We start from the raw sequence: 20,288 nt of genomic DNA, 5'->3' as shown, positions 1-20,288 counted from the left end.
ATAATTTTATTAAGGTTAGCCACGCTTGCATTCACTAAACAGGCTTTGAGTGTATCACTATGTTTTCATGACTTTCAATCAGATATCTATTTAATGTTATTAGGCTTTTTTAACCATTCATTTTCCCCTCAATTCTTGTACAAAAATTATCTTTTTGGCCAAAAAGTATTGCTTGTTAGAAATATCCCTTATTTGTCAATTCAGCAGACCCCAGGTTAAAACCTATAGTTATACTGAGCCGACATTAAGGTTGCATCCCCGTTTGAGGTAAATTGCCAGGCCTGGCCCAAATCATCAGTTTCGGTAAACTCCACTTCTTCCCCCTTAATAAAGCTCATGCCAAGATCAAAAGACGAGGCATTTTTAAAGTGATAAGTCATGCCTGTGCTGTACCAGATGCGATTACTGTCGGGAATGGAAATCGAACGGTAGGCCTGCTCTATCGGGGTTTCATCATAGGCAAGCCCTGCCCTGAGGGTCAGCACATCCTGCAGGTTATAGCTGATACCGACGGCCGAACGCACCGAGTTTTCAAAATATTCATCTTTTTCAAATACCGGGCTTTCTATCCCTTCGGCATAAGCTTCCAGTCGCTCAAAACTGCTCCAACCGGTCCACTGCACACTGTAATGAAGGGCCAGATTATCGCTCAACTGATGAAAGCCGGATAACTCTGCAATGTCGGGTAAGGTAATTTCCAGCTCACCCGCCAGGGTTTCACCTGCCAGGCCACCAAATGAAAGCGGCAGATCATTGGAATAATCGCCGCTTAAGATCAAATCAACCTCACTGCGATAGGCCAGTGAAATCCGGTGATTGCTGTTAATTTCATACAAAACTCCGACATTATAGCCATAGGCAATATCGTCCCCGGTCATATTGGCCGCTTCTGTTTCCTGGCTTATCCCGTAGGGGTTAGCGCCAAAATGCCTGATCAAGGTGGCGTCGGCATACACCAGGTTAACTCCCAGCCCCAGGCTGAAGTGCCGGTTAAAGCGATAGGCACCGCTGGCATTGACATTTATTGTGGTCAGAGAGGTTTCTCCGGCGAGTTGCCCGGCCGGATAATCGTCGGGTAATTCGGTGGCTAAGCCAAAATTAGAAAAAGCGCCAAGTCCGACAACAAGGTTTTTATTAAGCGGCTGGATATAATACAGCGCCGGGATCAAAGCATCGGGGGCGATACTATCTTCATCCAGCTCGTCATTAATAGTGCCTTCAAGGGAAATGTCCGGTCCTATGGCAGTGCCTACCACAGAAAATTCAGCTTGACTAAACATGGTCATAGCACCAGGGTTTCTCGCCAGTACCGCAGCATTATCACCAATCGCCCCTTCACCGGAAAATGCCCGGCCAAGGCCGGAGGCGCTGTGCTCGTTGAGGGCGAAAGCGGCGCTATATGCTTCAAAAGCCAACAGGTTGAGGGTCAGCGCCAGGGCTGTTTTTTTCATATTCATTTATTTTCCTTTTCACGGCAAGGGACAACACAGCCAAGGTAAACACAGGGGGAAAAACAAGCCAGGGGGGATCGGCTCAATGGTACATTTGCCAGCTTTAGCGGTAAAAATAAAGAAATAACACGAGCACAATCAAAGTGAGCTTATTATCGAATAAACTAATTATCAGCAGTGGAATAAAGCTGTGCTTCCCCCTTTTTATTCGGCAAAGCACAGCTTGTAGCCGGTCACACCGTTTGCCAACGGCCTTTGATCAAAGGAGCATTACGGCGGGAAACTGGAATAGCCACATCAGAAAAGTCCCTGACTTTTAGATACATACGCCGCATTACACTGTAATAGGCAAAAATTTGCTCGCTGTTGACTACATATTTCCTGTGCACCCGTAAGAACTGCTCCTGATCCAGCTGCTGGTGCATAAACTCCAGCGGGGCATCGCTGAGCACAGAATCGGTATTGTGATTTTTTTGGCCCTTAAGGGTTAACACAATACGGCAGTAGCCGCTTAATGCTTCCAGATAACAGATCTCCGAGGCGTTAATGATCACCGTCGCCTCCCCTTTTCTGACCGCCAGCTGCTGCTCGTCTTTTTGCCCGTAAATTTTATCCGCCAGCTGCTGCAGATGCGCCACCGGGATACGCTGCTGCAAGGCCGCCACCTTTTCCAGGCTCTGGTTAAGTTTGGCCAGAGTCACCGGTTTAAGCAGGTAATCTACGGCATGGGTATCAAAAGCTTCTATCGCATAATTATCAAAAGCGGTCACCAGGATCAACTGATAATGCTCGTCCCTGGTATGCATCGCCACCTGCAAACCGTTCATGCCCGGCATTTGTATGTCCATAAACACCAGCTCCGGCTGATATTGGCGGATTTTTTCCACCGCTTCATCGCCGTCGCAGGCCTGGATCAATTGTTCAAAGCGGCAGGTTTTCGCCAGCATGCTTTCCAGTTTACGCCGAGCGGCCGGTTCATCGTCAACGATCAATATGGTTTGGTAATCAGTCAGCATAGCCTTATCTTATATCCGTTTATCGTGATTCACTGTTTTATTAACCAGAGTCTTAACCCTTAAACCTGATCCGTTAGCTGATCAGCGGGCAATTCAATGGTTATTTTCGTTCCCCGACCCGGTTGTGATACGATCACAAGTTCATGTCCACTGCCATAGAGTAGTTCCAGGGTATCGCGCACTATCCCGACCCCGTGGCCATAAGTCTTACCCTCAGGGTTAAAACCTATGCCGTTATCTTCGACGGTCACATATAAGGTATTGTTTTTCTGACGTATATCCACCTGAATAATACCGGGATCTTTTTTGGTGGCAAAGCCATGGACAATACAGTTTTCAATAAAAGGCTGCAACATTAACCCCGGCACCTGTATCTGCAGACAATCCGGGGCAATATTTAATTCATATTCCAGCCGCTGCTCAAAACGCATTTTCTGGATCACTAAATAGTGTTGGGTCAGCTCAATTTCCTGGGACAAAGGCAGCAGCAGTTGATTTGAGCTGCGCAGTACCCCGCGCAGTAATTCCGATAACTCATCCAGCAGCAAGCTGGCATTATCCGGGTTATGCTCGATTTCCGAGGAAATCAGGTTAAGGGAGTTAAACAACATATGGGGATTTAACTGGGCCTTCAACGCCCGGAACTGGGCTTCCTTGTAGTTGGCATTAAGCTCCATATGTTGCTGCTGTTGCTGTAAAATATATTTAAGCGAGGCAAACAGCAACACTTCGATATAAGAGAACATCAAAGGTCCCATCGGCGTTTTCGCGGTAAAAGGCTCCGGCACCAGGGGAAGAGAAAAGCTGTTGAGCACCATAAAACTGGTGGTGCCGCCAACCGTCGCGCATAAACAGTATTTACTGATAAAGCCTTTGGTCGAGTCGCTGTTAAGCCGGGGAAAGGTTTCCAGAAATTTAGCAAACAACAGGCACAGCAGTGCAGAGCTCCACATATGCAGGCTTAACCCGGCCGCCAGCTCCAGCGAGTAAAAACCGAGATTGGTCATAGCAAGGGAGAAAAACAGAAAATTAAACAACGGCACATAAATCAGGAGGATCATCCTCCTGGAATACCATTGACTGAGACGGTAATCGGCTATCATCAAGGTAAGACTCTAAATTACAGGAAAAAATAAAACGGCATCAGCCAGCATATTACCTAAATGCCCCATCCGCGTCTAACCCGGAATTAAGCTGTGTTATCGCCTGGTGAGCCACTATGGCGACTACAAATAATGGAGTTTAATGCTGATAGCCGTGTCGCCGCGCACGGAGACTTTGGCATCGTCAAACCCCGGCAGGGAGAATTTCACCTGTAAGTTATTGGAAAAAGCCACCCCTTCTTCCGGCACCCCAAGAAAATTACGATCAAGCAGTTCATTGGCATTTTCATCATGAAAAATAACCACGGCATAATCACCGTCGGCCAGGCGACTGAAAATAGCGCCGCTGCCGGCATTATCGGCATCAATGATCTGCTCCCGGTAAGGCTTCTTGGTAAAGTCATCTTCATTATCAAACAGTGCCAGCACGATTTTCCCCCGGCTATTTTCAGCCCCCGTCACCACAACATGCAGTTTACTGACCGCACCTGTATCGACAGGGTCAGTACCTGATGCTAAAACAGGCTCGACAGCACCGACGCCGACATACCAGGGAGTAAATAACAAAGGCAATAATAAGCCCGATAAGCTCTTGTACATTTTTCTGCTCTCTTTTGATCCTTGTTAATCATCAGACCTGCTCCGCGGGCCATCTTTAGCCAGTGTATTTTTCCCACTTAGTCAGTGCCAGCGGCAATTACCCCAGTGGTACACCCGGCAGATTGAATGGTACATAAACCGTAAAAATGTACTTTTCAGCTGCCAATTCGTACCACTGGCAGAATAAGAAATTGCCCCTTAAAATAAGAAAGCTTATTTTTGCTGCCAGATTAAAAGTAGATAAGAGTATTGCCAACACGGCGACTCTTTGCAGTTAAGAGATAAAAAAGGCGGCGAAATGCAAAACTCCATTTTACTGATAGATAACGACCGGGAATTAACCGCCGAACTAAGCCATTATCTTGCCAGCGAAGGTTTTGACCTGACCGTGTGCAATGACGGCGTCTCTGGCTTGCTTGAAGCCAACCGGGGACAATATCATTTAATATTATCGGATCTGATGCTGCCTAAGCTCAGTGGTTTCGAGTTTTTGAAAAAGCTCAGGTCCACCAATCAAACCCCGGTAATGATGCTGACAGAACGAGACGATCAATTTGACCGCATCTACGCCCTGGAATTAGGCGCAGACGACTACCTGTGCAAACCCTTCAACCACAGGGAGCTGGTGGCACGGATAAAATCCATTGTCCGCCGTATGCTTTATTTCAAACCGATGGAAATGCAAAACACGATCAAAAGCAATGACCTGGTATTATCCACCACCACCCGTGAGGTCTATTGCCACGACAGCGAGCTGAATTTAACCGGCTTCGAATTTGAAATGTTAGCCCTGCTGATGTCCCATGCCGGCACAGTGGTAGACAAGGATAAAATTGCCAATCAGGTATTAAGGCGCCCGCTGTCTTCTTTTGATCGCAGCATAGATATGCATATCAGCAAAATCCGCAAAAAAATTGCCGGGATCACAGACCAGGAGAAAATCAAAACCGTTCGCGGCGCCGGCTATATTTTTCTGACCGGCTCAGTCGCACGCCATTTAAACTAACCCCGGCGACAAACTATCAAGCCGGAGCTATTTACCATTGCTCCGGTTTAAGCCTGCAGCCAAAAGCCTAAGCAAACAAGCCCACGCTTGTACCTCACCATTATTTCCATTTGAATTTACACCTTTCCCACCGGTATACTCGCCTAACCCCGATAACTAAAATGACCGCTTCCCCTGTTAGGAAAGACTTGATGTCACACGCTTTTTCCCATAAATCCCCGTCAGAAATTTACCTATTATCATTACAGTCAACCCAGAGCCGGGTCACCATGAGCTCGTTATTAAATGTCGTGGCCTATAAGCTACAGCAGAAAAAAACACACCGGCAGGTGGGCTGGTCCCTGGTTAATTATGAACAAATCCTAAGCTTATTGTCTGATTTAAGCCAGCAGGGAAAGTCTCCCGCTACCATGAATGTTTATCTGTCGGCAGTAAAAGGTGTCGCCAAAGAAGCCTGGCGCAAAAAACTCATTGATGTCGAAAGCTACCAGCACATCAAAGAGATCAACCGTATAAAGGGCAGCCGCAGCAGCAAAGGACGGGCGCTGGAATTAGATGAGCTTAATGAACTCATTGATTATTGCATGGGGCAAGAAGGCGTGCTCGCTATGCGAGATGCCGCAGTCATTGCCTTGGTTTACGGTGCAGGCCTGCGCCGCCATGAAGCCGCAGGGTTAATGCTTAGCGATCTCGACCTAAACGATGGTACCATCAAGGTGCTGGGCAAAGGCAATAAAGAGCGCATCAATGCCCTGCACAACCGTATTCTCGAAATAGTGGAAGTCTATCTGGAAGAGCGTTTAACAGCTCCGGGGCCGTTGTTTTTAAGGGCTAGGAAAGGTAACCGGCTGATTAATGAGCCTATTTCCGGGCAAACCATTTACGATATTATAATACGCCGCTATAAAGAGGCGGGATTAAAACGTTTAACCCCGCATGATCTGCGCCGCACCTTTGCCACTAAACTACTCGAAGGCGGCGAAGATGTTTTCCTGGTGCAGGATCTGATGGGCCATTCCTCGGTGGAAACCACCAAAAATTACGACCGGCGCAGCGAGAAAGCCAGAAAAAAAGCCGCCAAGGCGCTGCCGTTTTAAAGCTGATTTAAAGTGGCTCACATTTTGCTCGTGATATCATTCCCTAATATTAAACTCCCTAACCGGACACATTATATGAAAAAAAATTTTACCCTATTTACAATAACACTATGTAATCTCTTAATTTCTTCACATGCCTGTGCCGCACTTATCTCTCTGGATTTTGATGACATAACCGGTAATAACGTACTCTGGCAAAGTGACAGATATCTGGCAAGTAAAGAAATTCTCTTTGAAGCAAACGACGCTGATTTATACGCCTACGATGATCCGTCTCCCGGTCATGGCGGGGAAAATGTCGCCACATCCGGGTTAAGTTATATTTACTCAGGTACGCCAGGTCACGGCAATAGCGCTATTACCGTGACCTTTTTTGACCAGGGCAATTTGGATAACTTTGGCGTTACCAACTTTCTTCAATTTGATGTCGTTGATTATGCCAGTGAAAATACTGCTTTATGGAGCTATCGCGTATTTGATATCAATGGCGATACCTTATTTAGCGAAACCGGTACAGCTTCCGGTGAAACGGTGCAGATTTCAACCAATATACCGCTCATTCACGGTTTTACTTTTACCCCTTCCATTGATACCGAAGGTTTAGACAGCTTGGTTTTTGAAAACGTTACGGCTGCCAAAAATGCCAGTGTACCTGAGCCTGTCACTGCACTTTTATTTGGTTTAGGCGCTTTAGGCCTGCTCACCAGAAGAAAGCTATAATCGCCGTACAGCCTTGATGGCCGGGGATTAGCTCTATCAGGAAAGCATCAGAGCCAATGGCCCTGCGCCGCCGCAAAAAAACTGGCCATAGCAGTTCATTGCCTTTACACACTGCCGGTTTTCCAGGTGATTCAGCAAGATAATACCATTTATGGCGCAGGGGAAAATTCTCTGCGCTGCTATAGCCGACAGATAAAACGGCCACAAAACTTCTTCACACTAACACTTAAACGCTAAGTTTTATGGGTTAAACTAAGCTAGTTCTACCCGAATGCTAAAACAGGCAATCAATAGCCAAAACAGATAGCCGCTTCAAGCCGGATCTTGAAAACAGGATAAATCCAGCGCTATACTCTCCCCCAGCCAATAGACATATTCCGTATGATCCCTGAGATCGTCACCGGTTACGGCATGAACCAGTACAGTTAACTGCTGGCGGTTTGCATCCAACCAGGGAATAAGCGCATCAAAGTCTTTATCATTAAAACTGATTTGACAGCTCCACTTGGGATGCGGACCAACAGGTTTTTGGTTCACCCGGCCAATTTTCAGGGCAAAACGTTTACTTGCCTGTTCACATAAACGAATTGCCTGATGTAAGGTCTCTTGCTCAAAATAGACATGGGCATGATAAGCCTGGTGGATATTCACTGGGCGTTTAGGGTTGTTCATATTAAGCTCTCAATCGGTACTATCTTTATTTGCTGTTACACTCATCGGGCATTTTCCCCAAGTTGCTACCTTCATATCGCTAAGGCAGCATGGGATTAAACCATGCCTTGCTCCCCTTTAGAAGCCAAAATGAAAAACTCGATTCAGCCAAGCGAAAATATACTCTGCCGGGAAAAGCCGCTCAAGATTTTAAGCGGCTTTTATAGCCAAACCGGGATCAGGCGTTTGCCTTGTTAAAAGACCTTTCATGGGCGATGCGGTATAACACCGGCAGCACCAGTAAGGTTAACAAGGTCGACGAGATAATACCGCCGATCACAACCGTGGCAAGCGGACGCTGTACTTCGGCGCCGGTACCGATATTAAGCGCCATAGGCACAAAACCCAGACCCGCCACCAGGGCCGTCATCAGTACCGGGCGCAGCCTGATCATGGCACCATCAATAATGGCGGAGAGCAAGTCGCTTCGTTCTTTGCAAAGATCGCGAATAAAGGCCAGCATCACTAAGCCATTTAACACCGCAACCCCGGACAAGGCGATAAAGCCGACCCCGGCAGAGATAGATAACGGCATATCCCTGAGCCATAGCGAAATAACACCGCCGGTAAGGGCAAAAGGAACACCGGTGAAAATGATCAAAGCATCCTTGATCGAAGCAAACGCCATCACCAGCAGCCCGAGTATCAGTACCAGGGTCAGCGGCACCAGGATCGACAGGCGATTGCTGGCGGATTGCAGCTGTTCAAAACTGCCGCCGTAGGCTAGCCAGTAACCGGCAGGGATCTTGACCTCCTGCTGAATACGGCTTTTTGCCTCGGCGACAAAAGAGCCGAGATCCCGCCCCCTGACATTGGCGGTTACCACGATACGCCTTTTACCATTTTCCCGGCTGATCTGATTCGGCGCAGGCGCTATCTCTATCTCGGCTACTTCCGATAAAGGGACATAGCCAGCCATGCTGCCCGCCAAAGGATTCGCCCCCGGCAGTGGCACCGGCAGGTCTTTAAGGCGCAGCACATCCCGGCGCAGCGCTTCAGGCAATCTCACCACCAACTTAAAACGGCGATCCCCCTCAAAAATAACCCCGGCTCCTTCACCGCCGATGGCCGTGGCAACCAGGTCCTGCAACCGGGAGACATTCAGGCCATAGCGGGCAAGTTGTTGCCGTTTAGGCACTATCGACAACATAGGCAAACCCGTGACTTGTTCCACCTGGATATCGCTGGCGCCGTCAATTTTTTCAATCACTTCCCTGATGGCATTGGCGGAGGTCAACAGTTGCTCAAGATCATCACCGATAACCTTAATACCAAGGTCTGCCCTGACCCCGGAAATCAGCTCATTAAAGCGCATTTCAATCGGCTGGGTTAACTCAAAATTATTGCCCGGCTGCCCTTCAACCGCTTCAACAATTTCTGCCGCCAGTGCCTGGTAGCTCATCTCAGGGTCCGGCCACATCTGGCGGGGTTTTAACATAATAAAGGTATCGGCAATATTCGGCGGCATAGGATCGTTGGCCACTTGCGGCGTACCGATTTTTGAAAAAACATTTTTCACCTGCGGGAAATGCTTAATGCCGTCTTCCAGCGCCTTTTGCATCTCTACCGCCTGCTCCAGGGAGGTGCCCGGGATACGGATTGCCTGCAGCAGTATATCTTCCTCATTAAGCTTAGGAATAAATTCAGATCCCAGAGTGGTTGCCAGGTAAATTGAAAAGGCGACAAAAGCGACAGCGGCTGTCAATACCAGATAACGCAGCTTCATCGCCGCCATCAGCAGCGGCTGATAGAGCAACTTGGCGGCAATGATCACCCGGCTTTCTTTTTCGCTGATTTTCCCGGTCATAAACAAGGCAACGGCGGCGGGCACCAGGGTTAACGAAAGCACCAGTGCCGATAACAGGGCCATCACCACAGTAGCCGCCATCGGATGGAACATTTTCCCTTCAACCCCGGTCAGGCTAAAGAGCGGGATATATACCAGGGTAATAATAATCACGCCAAACAAACTCGGCCTGATCACTTCATTGGTTGCACTAAACACCACATGCAAACGCTCTTTTCGTCCCAGTTTTCCGCCCATATGCTGTGCCTGGGCCAGTCTCCTGGTAGCATTTTCTACGATGATCACCGCGCCGTCGACAATCAAGCCAAAATCCAGCGCGCCTAAACTCATCAGGTTGGCGGATATGCCCGCCCGCACCATACCTGTGATGGTGGCAAGCATAGCCAAAGGGATCACCGCCGCCGTGATCAGCGCTGCCCGGACATTGCCCAGCAGCAGGAAGAGTACCGCAATAACCAGCAAGGCGCCTTCAAGCAGGTTCTTTTGCACCGTATAGACCGCCTTATCCACTAAGTCGGTTCTGTCGTAAACGGCTTGCACTTTAATACCCTCGGGCAAAGAAGCTTTCACTTGTTCCAACTTAGCCGCCACGGCTAAAGACACCGCTCTTGAATTTTCACCGGTTAACATCATGGCACTGCCCAGTACGGTTTCCCGGCCATCCCGGGTTGCAGCCCCGGTGCGCAGGGCTTTACCTATCGCCACCTCTGCAACATCGCTGATTTTCACCGGAACTTGCCTGATGTTTTTAACCACCACTTGCTCTATGTCTGAGATGGTTTTTAGCTGCCCGGGAGAGCGTACCGTGAGTTGTTGCCCGTTGCCTTCAATATAACCGGCGCCGCGATTGCTGTTATTGCTTTTCAGCGCTTTGGTGATATCTTCAAAAGAAATGCCAAAGGCCAACATTTTTCTCGGCGATGGCGTGATGTGATATTCTTTGTCAAAGCCCCCTATAGTATTGATTTCCGTGACCCCGGGCACCAGCGCCAGCTGAGGTTTTATAATCCAGTCCTGGATTTCCCGCAAAGCCGTAGCGTCATAGGGACGACCGTCTGCCTGAACTGCCTCAGCGCCTGCTTCTATGGTGTACATAAAAATTTCCCCCAAGCCGGTAGAAACCGGCCCCATCTGCGGGGTCAAATCAGCAGGTAACTTGCCTTTGATGGCATTTAAACGCTCGTTAATCAGGCTGCGGGCAAAATAGAGATCCGTGCCTTCTTCAAACACAACCGTTACCTGGGACAAGCCATAACGGGACAAAGAGCGGGTATAAGCCAGGTTAGCTATGCCGGTTAAGGCTGTTTCCACCGGGTAAGTGATGCGCTGCTCGGTTTCCAGCGGCGAATATCCCGGCGCCCGGGTATTAATTTGTACCTGGACATTGGTGACATCCGGCACGGCATCTATCGGCAGTTTTTGATAACTCCAATAGCCAAGGGCGGTTAACATCAACGCCAGGGAAATCATAAGCCAGCGCCTTGCAATCGACAGGCGCAATAGTGATTCGATCATTTTTCTGTTTCCTCGCCCTAGTGGTGATGTTCGGCGCTGGATTTTTCCAGATCGGCCTTAAGCAAATAGCTGTTTTCAACAACATAGTGCTCGCCTGCATTCAGCCCTGAAAGTACCTGGCTAGAAATGCCGTCGCTTTGTCCCAATACCAGGGTGCGGGTTTGAAAGCCTTTCTCTGTCCTGACAAAAACCACCTGTTGCCCCTCGACTTCCTGGAGAGCCCGGTTAGCCACCACAAGCGGCACTTCGATTTGACTTAAAACAATTGAACCTGAGAGCAGCAAACCCGGTGACCAAATCCCCTTGCGGTTGTCCAGGGGCACTCTGGCAATCAAGAAGTCTTGGTTTGACTGGCCTGGTAACAGGTGTTTTATGGCAGACTCTGCTTGCTCGAACCCGGACGAAACCGTGACCGCTTGCCCTGATATAACAGCTTGCGCCTGCCCGGGAAAAATTTGGTATTCAACCCATAAACGGCTGTAGTCAGCCAGGGTCAACAGCACTTGACCATCGGCCAACTCTCCCGGATTCGCGTTACGCGTTACCACAATTCCTGAAGTCGGCGCAGTTACCGAATAGCGGGTCAGGCTGGAGTTAGACTCCACTTGCGCCAGCACGTCACCAGCTTCAACCTTGTCGCCGACATTAACTTTTAGCTCAGTGATAACGCCCGAAAAACGCGCCTTTACCTGGCTGACCCGACTGGGCTCAGCAACAGCTTTTCCGTATACGGTGACGGTTTGCTTTATTTCGCCGCTACCGGCAGGCATTGTCTTGATACCTGCCTTTTGTGCAAGCAAGGGGGTGATTTCAACAAGCCCTTCTTGCCCGCCGTGCTCATCACCATGTTCGTCCTTATGGCCATTGCCATGTTCATCACCGTGTTCGTCGGCATGTTCATCGCCATGTGGCGCTGAGTGCTCCCGACTGCTACCGGAGAAAGCTGCTCCATGGCTCTTTTCGGGAAAAGCCGTCACCAGAGTCCCCAAAGATAAGAAAATTAATAAACAGGAGGAAAAAGGCTTCATTGTGTTAATCCTTGAAATTCGTTTTTAAAACTATGCCCGGATACGGCCGGGCTTACAGAGGCAGACAGCGGCTCAGCGATAAGTTGCTCTATCTCCGCACCATAGGATAAAGCGGCAATACCGGCTTCAATCAGAGACCTGCGGGCAAACAGTAATTCTTGTCTTGCCGTGATATAATCCAGATAGCTGTAGCGTCCGCTTTGATAGGCGACTTGGGTTTCATCAAGTGCTTGTTTAAGCGTGGGTATTATGGTGTTTTGCAAACTCTTGGCGGTAACAATCGCCTGTTTTCTGCTTGAATAGGCCAGAAAGAGTTGATTGTGCAGCTTGAGCAGCGCCGTTTCTTTTCGGGCAAGCACCTGTTCGCGTCCGGCCCGGGCCGACACCAAGGCTCCGTGGTTACGCTCAGGGGCAAATAACGGCAGGCTAAAACCTGCAGTAAGTGCGGTATCATTAAGTTCTTGGTTTTGTTTTACCCCCACGGACCATTTGATATCGGCCTTTGCCTGCGTGCGGGCCAAGCGTATTTCGGCGTCTTTTAAGCGCTCTTCACCGGCCAATAGCAAAATCGCCGGGTTTTGTTTCACTTTGGCGAATAACCGGCTAAATGCGATATCGGCAGAAAAGTTGAAGAGCTGCCCCTGTACCCGGGAAAATGATGGCTCGGTTTCCTGCCACATCATGGCTAAGGCACGTTTGGCCTGCTCAAATTTTTGTTGCTCGCCTGAGACGGTCAGGGTTGCATTGCCGACAGCCGCCCTCGCCCGTTTAACTTCTGCCCCGGGGGCTGCACCGGCGTTAAAACGTTTTTCGACTTCCCCCTGCGCCTCTTGTGCCAGCGCTCTGGCTTCTTTGGCCAAAAGCACGCGCGCCTGTGCACCAAGCACAGCTATATACCTGCGGGTAACCTCCCCCAGCAAATTTAACGAGGCAAGCTGTCGCTCGGCTTCATTAACCAAGGTACGGTTATTCACGACCCCAAGACGTGCAGAGCGCTTGTCTCCCATTTCAAGCACCGAAGATAAGGAAACCGTGAGACCGGCAGCGCCAATACCACTTAAATTTCCGGTTCCGGCAAAGTCTTCCAGCTCAACCCCCAGTTCATAACCCGGCGTTAAGGCTTGCGTTTGTTGCTGCCCTTCCAGGGCGATTTTCCGGTAGTTAAACACCTTTAAGGACGGGTGTTCTTTGAGTGTGCGTTTAATGGCCGAGGCCAAGGTTAAGCTGCTCTCTTTAACCTCACCCTGAGACAAGTCCTGTGACTTGTTTTCGGCATTTGCCCAGACGCTTAGCAGCAATAGACTAAAAGCCGCTAAACATTTTGCTGCCGGGCGTAGCAAATCTGCACCTTTAACAGGCACATAAAAACTATAAAACATCTGTGTTTTATCCTGCGTAATCCAATGAAAATAGTGGTTTCTTTCAATAAACCACTCGATATCAAATAACAAATAAACCGCTGGGATCAGATTTTCGGGGGGCGCAGCAACAAATAATAGGGACTATCAAACCGTGTCGGTTCAAAAGCAGAGATAAAGGGTTCAAAACTATCAAATAGCGGAAACAATGCCACCAGAGCAAAGGTCACATTTGAACAGCAAGGACAAGACTGGCAATTGCATTCGGCACAATCTTCATGGGCAGCTTCCTGCCCCGGGATATCCAGCGGTTCAGCCTTCACCTGACTGACATTCTCAGCAAAATCGCAGAAGTCTATCACAGCAAAAGCCGACTGTAGGCTAAGAACAGCCACCAGCAAATAACCCCAAATACAAGGCATAAATTTGATCAACGGCTGGAAAAGGTAGGCTAAGCGACTCATGTGTTGTAAAAAATAAGAGGTAAAACCCGTTAATGTTTGAATTCATCTGCTAATCCCTGCATCATAAACCTTCCAGTTACAGTAAGGTCAAGACTTTTGAAAATCAGCCAGCTCGCTAAATTAACCCAGGTAGCCAGTAAAACCATACGTTATTACGAAGATATCGCCCTGTTGCCCCTGGCCTGTCGCAATGCCAACGGCTACCGGGAATATCAACAGGCAGATGTTGAACGTTTGATCTTTATCAGGCGCTGCCGCGAACTGAAAATTCCGCTTGAAGACATTAAAACCCTGATACAGGTGCAATCGGATAAAACGTCCTCCTGCCGCGAAGTGGACTCGCTGATCGAACAGCAGCTGGAAAAGGTCCGGCGCACCATCTCAGAGCTGAACCAGCTTGAACAGACGCTGCATGCCTTATCGACATCCTGTCCCAATAATATTGTCGGCGAATGCCAGATTTTAAAAAACCTGCACCTGGATAATTGAAAAACCGTATTTTAGCCAAGGGTGCGGTTTATACTGTTCTTCCATTTCGGTGTCAGTCAAGAATTCAAATGAACTATCCGGCTGGCTGGGTAGGTTCTTCCTTCACCACAGGCGGCGGACAAAGCGGGATATTTCCGGTAAGAAACGTCGCTCACATAAATCATGCTTTAAACCGCTGCAGCGCTCCTGCCAATGAACAGCATTTCTTTCAATAAGCCTGCTTTCATCAAAAGTCATGCCTGCGTTTTCTTTTTGGTCGTAACACTTTGTGATACAGCCCTTGACGTCCTCAGCTTGTCAAAATGTCACACATTAGCGGTCGTGGTTATTTAAACTCATAAAATTGGCGGTCATCAAACCGCCAATTTTATACCTTATTTCCCTTAAGGGGTGATTCTTCCCGGGCCAAGCAAAGGACATAGAAAGTACTTGTCAGCCCCGTCCATCACGCCATTATCATTTAAATCAAGCCACCAGCGTCCTCCCAGGTGGCCGACATCTCCGGGACCAAATTCCGTGCTTAAGCCGTTTTCACCCGGTATTAATTGCTGGAAACGCCCTTTCGGCGGCAAATCGGCCAGTACGATGGAATCAAAATACAATTGTTGGGACTCAACAAAGATAACGGGACCGTTGCCCCTTCCTTTCTGGTTTTCTCCGGCAACAGAGGTGGGTATTGACATTCCTATGACAACAACCGCTAAACATGTGGATAAAATTAGTGATGTTTTCATATCGGCTCTCTACATTAAGCTAAAGATGAAAACAAAGTATGGTTAAATGAAGTCACGAAAAATCACAGAAAGTATCACAATTTTATCACAATGCTTCCCGTTCTTCAGAGCGGCTGAAAGTCAAAAAGTTACGAGCCAACAGGTGCCAATGGGCCTGGTAGGCCGGCAAAACCAGGGTTCCTTCAGATACGTCTTGTCGTTCAGCGGCATGTTCAAGCTTTTTTCACTCCTGTGCGGTTGTTTTGCCATCTCTTTATTTCCCATGGCCCATGTATAGAACCTACGTTCATCGGTACGGCCGCATCAAACCAGGCAAGTAATGGTCAGTATAAGGTTTTTCACAGATTCCCGGGATGATCAGGTTATTATATTTCCACTTTACTGATAGCTGCATTACCATATCCATTTATCACTTTATGGTACAACAAGATGAACGAGAGGTTTTACCCATGACGGGAGCGCTGGATAACATCAAAGTTATCGATTTAAGCCGTATTTTAGCCGGTCCCTGGGCCTCGCAGATGCTGGCGGATATGGGAGCCCAGGTGATCAAGGTGGAACGTCCGGGCAAAGGCGATGATACCCGCTTATGGGGCCCGCCGTTTATCACCCCTGCCGCCAATAAAACTTCAGCAAATGCCGCTTATTTTCATTGCGCCAACCGCAATAAGCAATCGATAGCCGTCGATATCACCACAACACAGGGCCAGCAGCTCCTTAAAGCACTGATCCTGCAGGCGGATGTTGTGATCGAAAACTATAAAGTCGGCGGTTTGAAACAATACGGCCTGGATTATGCCAGCCTCAAGGCGCTTAATCCCAAATTGGTTTATTGCTCCATCACGGGCTTTGGCCAGGATGGCCCCAGCGCCCATAAAGCCGGTTATGATGCCATGATCCAGGGTGAAGGCGGCCTGATGAGCCTGACCGGAGAGCCGGACGGTGCGCCGATGAAAGTAGGGGTCGCCCTGGTGGATATCGCCACCGGTTTATATAGCTGCAACGCCATTCTCGCGGCCCTGCTCGCCAGGTATTCAACCAACAAAGGACACGGCCAATACATAGATATTTCCCTGCTCGATGTCCAGCTGGCCATTTTAGCCAACCAGGGCATGAATTATCTTGCCACCGGTGAAAACCCGCAAAGACTGGGCAACGGCCATCCCAATATCGTGCCCTACCAGACATTTGCCACCCAAGACGGCAACCTGATCCTGGCAATAGGCAATGACCAGCAATTTGAGAAATTTTGCCGCCTGGCCGGTTGCGCCGAGCTGGCTGATTCTGGCCGGTTCAGCACCAATGCTGTCCGGGTGTTAAACCGTAAGCAACTTATCCCCATCATTGCGCAAAAACTTGCCAGGCACACTACCGCCTGGTGGGTTAACGAGCTGGAACAAATCGCGGTGCCCTGCGGCGCCGTGAATACCCTGGCACAGGTCGTTAATCATCCGCAGATCAAACACAGGAAAATGATCAAACAGGTGCCGGATGAAAACGGTGACTTGATCAAAACCGTCGCCTCACCGATAAACCTATCGCAAACACCGTTAAAGTATAAAAGCGCCTCACCGAATTTGGGCCAGCATACCCGGCAATTACTCTCGCAAGAGCTGGGTTATAGCCAAAGCCAAATAGATCAGCTGTTTGAGGCCGGTATTATCTCCTGATAAAGCCTGAATGTAACGCCGGAGTTAAAACCACCCGGCTTATATTTTTAACTTAAGCGGTTAATAAAACCTGTCATCTGCCTTAACACCGCTTCTTGTGCTTCCAGATGCGGCGTATGCTGACAATCCTTAATCATTTTGCCCTCTGCCGGGCCGGACGACTGTTGTACTATGGCATCAACCTGGGCTGTTGAGCCGTATTGATCATCTTCTCCCTGGATTGCCAGCAAAGGCACGGTAATTTCAGGCAATAACGCTTCAATATTCCAGTGTTTAAACCAGCTGGTCAGCCAGGTGTCCGCCCAGGCCTTAAAAAGGCTTTCGGTCTTATCGCCGTGATATTTAGCCAAACCTTTAAGTTTGCCCGCCTGCCAGGCAAGGTCGGCGGCTTCTATCCCGGCAATCGTTTCCGGCTCGACAAACACATGGGCGGCTTCGGTGATAATCCCCTTAAGTAAAGGTGCTTGCCTGTTTTTGTGACCAGCCCCATAGATAAGGCTGATACTGCCGCCGTCGGAATGGCCGATTAAGATAAAGGTCTTGCCCGGGATCACTGCCTCTAACACCCGGGGCAGTTCTTGGCGGGCATAATCATGCATATAATCGATAGTACGTGTTTGCGTTAACGGCGATGACTGGCCGTAACCCAAACGATCATATACCAGGCCGGGACATCCCGTGGCCCGGCACAACAGCTCGGGAAACCCTTTCCACATCGCCTGGCACCCCAGACCTTCGTGTAAAAACACCAGATATGGCTTGTTATCAGCAGCAGCCACAGGAATTAACTGATAACTGATGAAATCGCCGTTGGCAAAAGCAACAAACTGATGATTTGCCAGAACACTTTCGGAATTAGGATACGACAAAACTTTTCCTTACTTTATTTAAAATAATATTTTATATGAGAAAAATACGGGGTAATAAACAGTTGATTAATCAGTATTAATTGACCAAGCGTTGAGGATCTGTGCCAGTTGGCCGCTATCACGCATTTCGATCAATGCCTGATTAAAACGGGCAAACTCATCGGCAGATACCGATGCCTTGCTGAGCATAAAATGAATATCACTCTGATAGACAACCATAGGATGCACTTCAAACTCTTCTTCCATGGCATACCTTTTACCAAAAGCCTTCATAGTATTGGGATCCACCAGAAAGCCATCAATTTGCCCTTTTACCAGCATCAGCACATTGCCTTCGATATCAACGGCTTCCCTGAAGTGGGCACTGAACTTAGGATCTTGCATAAGCCCGGCAAAAACTTCACCGTAATAATACCCTCCCTCAATACCTATCATATAATTACTCAAGGTAATATCCGTCAGAGAATTAAGGGTAAACTTCGCTGATTGTTCCTTTTTCAGAAATAAGCGGATCACTTCAAGACGGTACGGCACAGAATAATAAGCGCTTTGTGCCCGCTCCTCGTTATAGGAGACCCCCATGGCAATATCCATTTCACCGCTTTTGACAAATTGCAGCAGACGCCGCCAGGGGATCTCACTGTAACGGATACTAAGCCCAGCGCGCTCTGCCACGGCATTTAAAATATCAAAATCAACACCCAGTAATTGCTGGGTTTTATTACGATACTGGTAGGGGTACCAGATTTCCCAGCCTGCCGATAAGGTCCGGGCCTGGCTATAGAAAGGAACAAAAACTAAGGCAACCAATAAAAACGATTTTATCATGACAATAAACATTCTCTGCCGGCTGCCCTACCGTTATTATAGCGGATGAACCTTTAACGCCAACGCGGGATCCAGACGAACATTAAACCAGTTAATGCGCCAGTCCAGATGAGGGCCGGTTGCCCGCCCGCTTTTACCGACGGCCGCCACTACCTGGCCCTGCTTGACCTCATCCCCGGCTTTAACATAGGCATCGCTTAAATGCAAAAAGGTCGAAGTGATCCCCTGACCGTGATCTATGATCATAGTGCCGCCGGAATAAAACATATCCGGCACATATAACAGCACTTTGCCCGATGCCGGGGCCTTGACCGGATCGCCGACATCTCCGGCATAATCCAGGCCGAAATGCGGACGTTTAGGTTCGCCGTTAAAAACCCGCTGACTACCGTAAACACCGGTAATCGTCCCCTTTATCGGCGGGATAAAACCGCCGGCAAAGCTGGTAAGACTGCTGGCGGTTTTTCTTGCCCGGGCAATTTGCGCATTGTCTTTTTTCGAGCGGGCAACCGCTTTGGGATCTGGCTGCATAATGCTTTTCTTAATACCTTCAATCCGCTGAATGTTATATTCACGTTTGGCGGGGGTCAGGTATTGCTCCCGGGTAGAGCCGTTTGGTGAAATCACCTGCAGGCGATATTTTTTACTGTCGTCCCGGCCAAAGCCAAACACAAACTCTCCTCCAGGCGAAAGTTGCAGCTCTTGATCATCAAGCTTGACGGTATTAGCCGCCGAAGTTTTCCCGACAACCAGGCCCCCTTGTTGAATTTCACCAAAAAGTTCCAGCCGGGCTTCGCTCTGGGCTGTGCTATGTCCCTTGCTATGACCTTTATCGCCTTCACCATGGGCACCGACGGTTGCAGGAGCCGCGGTAAAAAGCAGCCCCAAACAGACATAAGAAAGCAGTGTTTTAGACATTCGCTATCGCTCCCTTGGCTACTCCTTCAAAAGCAACCACTTTAAAGTTATCTTGCGGCGAGTTTTTTTTCAGCTGACGGGCAATATAATCCGCCAGCAATTCCACGGTGGAATCACAGTCAACCACTTCAAGAATGCCTGAAGGCACGGCAATATCAAAACGTCCCTGGGGCGCATGATAGGCAAAATATTGATGACCGGGCGCCTTTTCATCCTGAGCAGAAGTTTCTTTATCCAGCGCTGCTTTCGCCTGAGGCGATAGCTGGATCTGCTCGAAACTGCTTCTGTCTTCCTCACTGGCCAAGTAAATATCCTGCCAGCGCTGACACCAGTTTTTCTCTAACGAGATAGAGCGCATGTCATTTTTATAAAGCTGGATTTTAGATCTGTGGCCATGGGCAATACGCTGACAGTTGCCGTCATGTTTTTTCAGGCCATGGGTGTAGTGATAATAAAATCCGTCAATTTTTTCCGGACGCAGGTTCAAGGTCAATCCCTGGATATTACCGGGCAATTGCTGCTTAATAATGGTTTGCAAATGGGCGGTCACCGCTGCTATCGTCACCGCCTCACTGTCAATTTTGGCAAAGGCGCATTTAGGCGACTGCAGGTAATAACTGCCGACATCCGAGTCAAAATCCACGTATTCATGCTGGTCATTATCAACAGAATTAGTAACGCGTAACCTTGATTCTTTATTAGGTAACAATAACTTATGATCTACTGCATCATCAATGATGGCTTTGATCTGTTTTTTGACAATGGCAAAGTCCAGCACCATGCTTTGCTCGTTTAAGTCGCCGTCGAGCAAGACATCCACTATCCAGCTTTCACCGACTATGCCCCTGTGCTTGCACAAATAGGAAAAGTCGATCACCGTTAAGTCGTTTACAAATAATTGCAT

Annotated in this window: 19 protein-coding genes; 5 read left to right on the top strand and 14 right to left on the bottom strand. The window is 48.7% G+C overall.

Annotation, left to right across the window (positions count from 1 at the left end):
- Positions 1-215 precede the first annotated feature (215 nt).
- The 4 genes from SG35_RS13855 to SG35_RS13840 form a co-directional block, all read right to left on the bottom strand.
- On the bottom strand, positions 216-1,457 hold the full coding sequence (locus SG35_RS13855; protein ID WP_044832786.1) for an outer membrane protein transport protein: 1,242 nt from the start codon (positions 1,455-1,457) through the stop codon (positions 216-218).
- Positions 1,458-1,684: 227 nt separating this feature from the next.
- Complete coding sequence (locus SG35_RS13850) at positions 1,685-2,467, bottom strand: LytR/AlgR family response regulator transcription factor (RefSeq protein ID WP_044832785.1); 783 nt, start codon at positions 2,465-2,467, stop codon at positions 1,685-1,687.
- A gap of 59 nt (positions 2,468-2,526) precedes the next feature.
- On the bottom strand, positions 2,527-3,570 hold the full coding sequence (locus SG35_RS13845) for a sensor histidine kinase (protein ID WP_084692730.1): 1,044 nt from the start codon (positions 3,568-3,570) through the stop codon (positions 2,527-2,529).
- Between the two features lie 123 nt (positions 3,571-3,693).
- Positions 3,694-4,170 carry a DUF2141 domain-containing protein gene (locus tag SG35_RS13840; protein ID WP_053043022.1) on the bottom strand — a complete coding sequence of 159 codons (477 nt, stop codon included), beginning with the start codon at positions 4,168-4,170 and terminating at the stop codon, positions 3,694-3,696.
- Between the two features lie 268 nt (positions 4,171-4,438).
- On the opposite strand from SG35_RS13840, the gene SG35_RS13835 reads away from it, so the two are divergent.
- From SG35_RS13835 to SG35_RS13825, 3 genes are all read left to right on the top strand, one after another.
- Positions 4,439-5,176 carry a response regulator transcription factor gene (locus SG35_RS13835; RefSeq protein WP_337993197.1) on the top strand — a complete coding sequence of 246 codons (738 nt, stop codon included), beginning with the start codon at positions 4,439-4,441 and terminating at the stop codon, positions 5,174-5,176.
- Positions 5,177-5,367: 191 nt separating this feature from the next.
- Positions 5,368-6,273 carry a tyrosine-type recombinase/integrase gene (locus SG35_RS13830; protein ID WP_053043021.1) on the top strand — a complete coding sequence of 302 codons (906 nt, stop codon included), beginning with the start codon at positions 5,368-5,370 and terminating at the stop codon, positions 6,271-6,273.
- A 75-nt stretch (positions 6,274-6,348) separates the two neighbouring features.
- Positions 6,349-6,993 carry a PEP-CTERM sorting domain-containing protein gene (locus SG35_RS13825; RefSeq protein ID WP_044832782.1) on the top strand — a complete coding sequence of 215 codons (645 nt, stop codon included), beginning with the start codon at positions 6,349-6,351 and terminating at the stop codon, positions 6,991-6,993.
- A gap of 312 nt (positions 6,994-7,305) precedes the next feature.
- On the opposite strand, the gene SG35_RS13820 is transcribed toward SG35_RS13825, so the two are convergent.
- From SG35_RS13820 to SG35_RS13800, 5 genes are all read right to left on the bottom strand, one after another.
- A complete protein-coding gene (locus SG35_RS13820) occupies positions 7,306-7,665 on the bottom strand; it encodes a DOPA 4,5-dioxygenase family protein (protein ID WP_044832781.1) in 360 nt (119 codons plus the stop codon).
- Positions 7,666-7,882: 217 nt separating this feature from the next.
- The gene (locus tag SG35_RS13815; RefSeq protein WP_044832780.1) at positions 7,883-11,026 is read right to left on the bottom strand and encodes an efflux RND transporter permease subunit; all 3,144 of its coding nucleotides are present in this window, start codon (positions 11,024-11,026) and stop codon (positions 7,883-7,885) included.
- Positions 11,027-11,043: 17 nt separating this feature from the next.
- Positions 11,044-12,054, bottom strand: a complete 1,011-nt coding sequence (locus SG35_RS13810; RefSeq protein WP_053043020.1) for an efflux RND transporter periplasmic adaptor subunit — start codon at positions 12,052-12,054, stop codon at positions 11,044-11,046.
- A complete protein-coding gene (locus SG35_RS13805; RefSeq protein ID WP_053043039.1) occupies positions 12,051-13,433 on the bottom strand; it encodes a TolC family protein in 1,383 nt (460 codons plus the stop codon). Before SG35_RS13805 ends, SG35_RS13810 begins: the two co-directional genes overlap by 4 nt.
- Positions 13,434-13,519: 86 nt before the next feature.
- Positions 13,520-13,807 (bottom strand): hypothetical protein, encoded by a 288-nt coding sequence (locus tag SG35_RS13800; RefSeq protein WP_152646613.1) that lies wholly within the window; start codon positions 13,805-13,807, stop codon positions 13,520-13,522.
- A 165-nt stretch (positions 13,808-13,972) separates the two neighbouring features.
- Between SG35_RS13800 and SG35_RS13795 the strand changes: the two genes are divergently transcribed.
- On the top strand, positions 13,973-14,365 hold the full coding sequence (locus tag SG35_RS13795) for a MerR family transcriptional regulator (RefSeq protein WP_044832778.1): 393 nt from the start codon (positions 13,973-13,975) through the stop codon (positions 14,363-14,365).
- A 383-nt stretch (positions 14,366-14,748) separates the two neighbouring features.
- Here SG35_RS13795 and SG35_RS13790 read toward each other — a convergent pair whose 3' ends face one another.
- Positions 14,749-15,048 (bottom strand): hypothetical protein, encoded by a 300-nt coding sequence (locus tag SG35_RS13790; RefSeq protein ID WP_044832777.1) that lies wholly within the window; start codon positions 15,046-15,048, stop codon positions 14,749-14,751.
- A gap of 404 nt (positions 15,049-15,452) precedes the next feature.
- On the opposite strand from SG35_RS13790, the gene SG35_RS13785 reads away from it, so the two are divergent.
- Positions 15,453-16,769 carry a CaiB/BaiF CoA transferase family protein gene (locus SG35_RS13785; RefSeq protein ID WP_236702591.1) on the top strand — a complete coding sequence of 439 codons (1,317 nt, stop codon included), beginning with the start codon at positions 15,453-15,455 and terminating at the stop codon, positions 16,767-16,769.
- A 47-nt stretch (positions 16,770-16,816) separates the two neighbouring features.
- Here SG35_RS13785 and SG35_RS13780 read toward each other — a convergent pair whose 3' ends face one another.
- The 4 genes from SG35_RS13780 to SG35_RS13765 all read right to left on the bottom strand — a co-directional run bounded on the left by SG35_RS13780 (position 16,817) and on the right by SG35_RS13765 (position 20,288).
- The gene (locus tag SG35_RS13780; protein ID WP_084692729.1) at positions 16,817-17,638 is read right to left on the bottom strand and encodes an alpha/beta fold hydrolase; all 822 of its coding nucleotides are present in this window, start codon (positions 17,636-17,638) and stop codon (positions 16,817-16,819) included.
- Between the two features lie 66 nt (positions 17,639-17,704).
- Positions 17,705-18,466 (bottom strand): substrate-binding periplasmic protein, encoded by a 762-nt coding sequence (locus tag SG35_RS13775; RefSeq protein ID WP_160298292.1) that lies wholly within the window; start codon positions 18,464-18,466, stop codon positions 17,705-17,707.
- A gap of 36 nt (positions 18,467-18,502) precedes the next feature.
- Entirely contained in the window at positions 18,503-19,384 is an 882-nt protein-coding gene (locus tag SG35_RS13770; RefSeq protein ID WP_084692728.1) for a M23 family metallopeptidase, read from the bottom strand.
- Positions 19,377-20,288: a 6-carboxytetrahydropterin synthase gene (locus SG35_RS13765; protein ID WP_044832775.1), complete on the bottom strand. Its 912-nt coding sequence runs from the start codon at positions 20,286-20,288 to the stop codon at positions 19,377-19,379. The genes SG35_RS13770 and SG35_RS13765 overlap by 8 nt, the downstream gene beginning before the upstream one ends.

The organism is Thalassomonas actiniarum, assembly GCF_000948975.2.
Lineage (GTDB): Bacteria > Pseudomonadota > Gammaproteobacteria > Enterobacterales > Alteromonadaceae > Thalassomonas > Thalassomonas actiniarum.
Note: the sequence above shows the minus strand (reverse complement) of the source record. Positions and strands in the feature narration are given on the sequence as shown.

What these genes read in the sequence shown, in the direction of transcription:
- SG35_RS13855 (WP_044832786.1), bottom strand. Translation starts at nt 1,457, where the DNA reads ATGAATATGAAAAAAACAGCCCTGGCGCTGACCCTCAACCTGTTGGCT.
- SG35_RS13850 (WP_044832785.1), bottom strand. Translation starts at nt 2,467, where the DNA reads ATGCTGACTGATTACCAAACCATATTGATCGTTGACGATGAACCGGCC.
- SG35_RS13845 (WP_084692730.1), bottom strand. Translation starts at nt 3,570, where the DNA reads ATGATAGCCGATTACCGTCTCAGTCAATGGTATTCCAGGAGGATGATC.
- SG35_RS13840 (WP_053043022.1), bottom strand. Translation starts at nt 4,170, where the DNA reads ATGTACAAGAGCTTATCGGGCTTATTATTGCCTTTGTTATTTACTCCC.
- SG35_RS13830 (WP_053043021.1), top strand. Translation starts at nt 5,368, where the DNA reads ATGTCACACGCTTTTTCCCATAAATCCCCGTCAGAAATTTACCTATTA.
- SG35_RS13825 (WP_044832782.1), top strand. Translation starts at nt 6,349, where the DNA reads ATGAAAAAAAATTTTACCCTATTTACAATAACACTATGTAATCTCTTA.
- SG35_RS13820 (WP_044832781.1), bottom strand. Translation starts at nt 7,665, where the DNA reads ATGAACAACCCTAAACGCCCAGTGAATATCCACCAGGCTTATCATGCC.
- SG35_RS13815 (WP_044832780.1), bottom strand. Translation starts at nt 11,026, where the DNA reads ATGATCGAATCACTATTGCGCCTGTCGATTGCAAGGCGCTGGCTTATG.
- SG35_RS13810 (WP_053043020.1), bottom strand. Translation starts at nt 12,054, where the DNA reads ATGAAGCCTTTTTCCTCCTGTTTATTAATTTTCTTATCTTTGGGGACT.
- SG35_RS13805 (WP_053043039.1), bottom strand. Translation starts at nt 13,433, where the DNA reads ATGTTTTATAGTTTTTATGTGCCTGTTAAAGGTGCAGATTTGCTACGC.
- SG35_RS13790 (WP_044832777.1), bottom strand. Translation starts at nt 15,048, where the DNA reads ATGTCAATACCCACCTCTGTTGCCGGAGAAAACCAGAAAGGAAGGGGC.
- SG35_RS13785 (WP_236702591.1), top strand. Translation starts at nt 15,453, where the DNA reads ATGATCAGGTTATTATATTTCCACTTTACTGATAGCTGCATTACCATA.
- SG35_RS13775 (WP_160298292.1), bottom strand. Translation starts at nt 18,466, where the DNA reads ATGATAAAATCGTTTTTATTGGTTGCCTTAGTTTTTGTTCCTTTCTAT.
- SG35_RS13770 (WP_084692728.1), bottom strand. Translation starts at nt 19,384, where the DNA reads ATGTCTAAAACACTGCTTTCTTATGTCTGTTTGGGGCTGCTTTTTACC.
- SG35_RS13765 (WP_044832775.1), bottom strand. Translation starts at nt 20,288, where the DNA reads ATGCAATTATTTGTAAACGACTTAACGGTGATCGACTTTTCCTATTTG.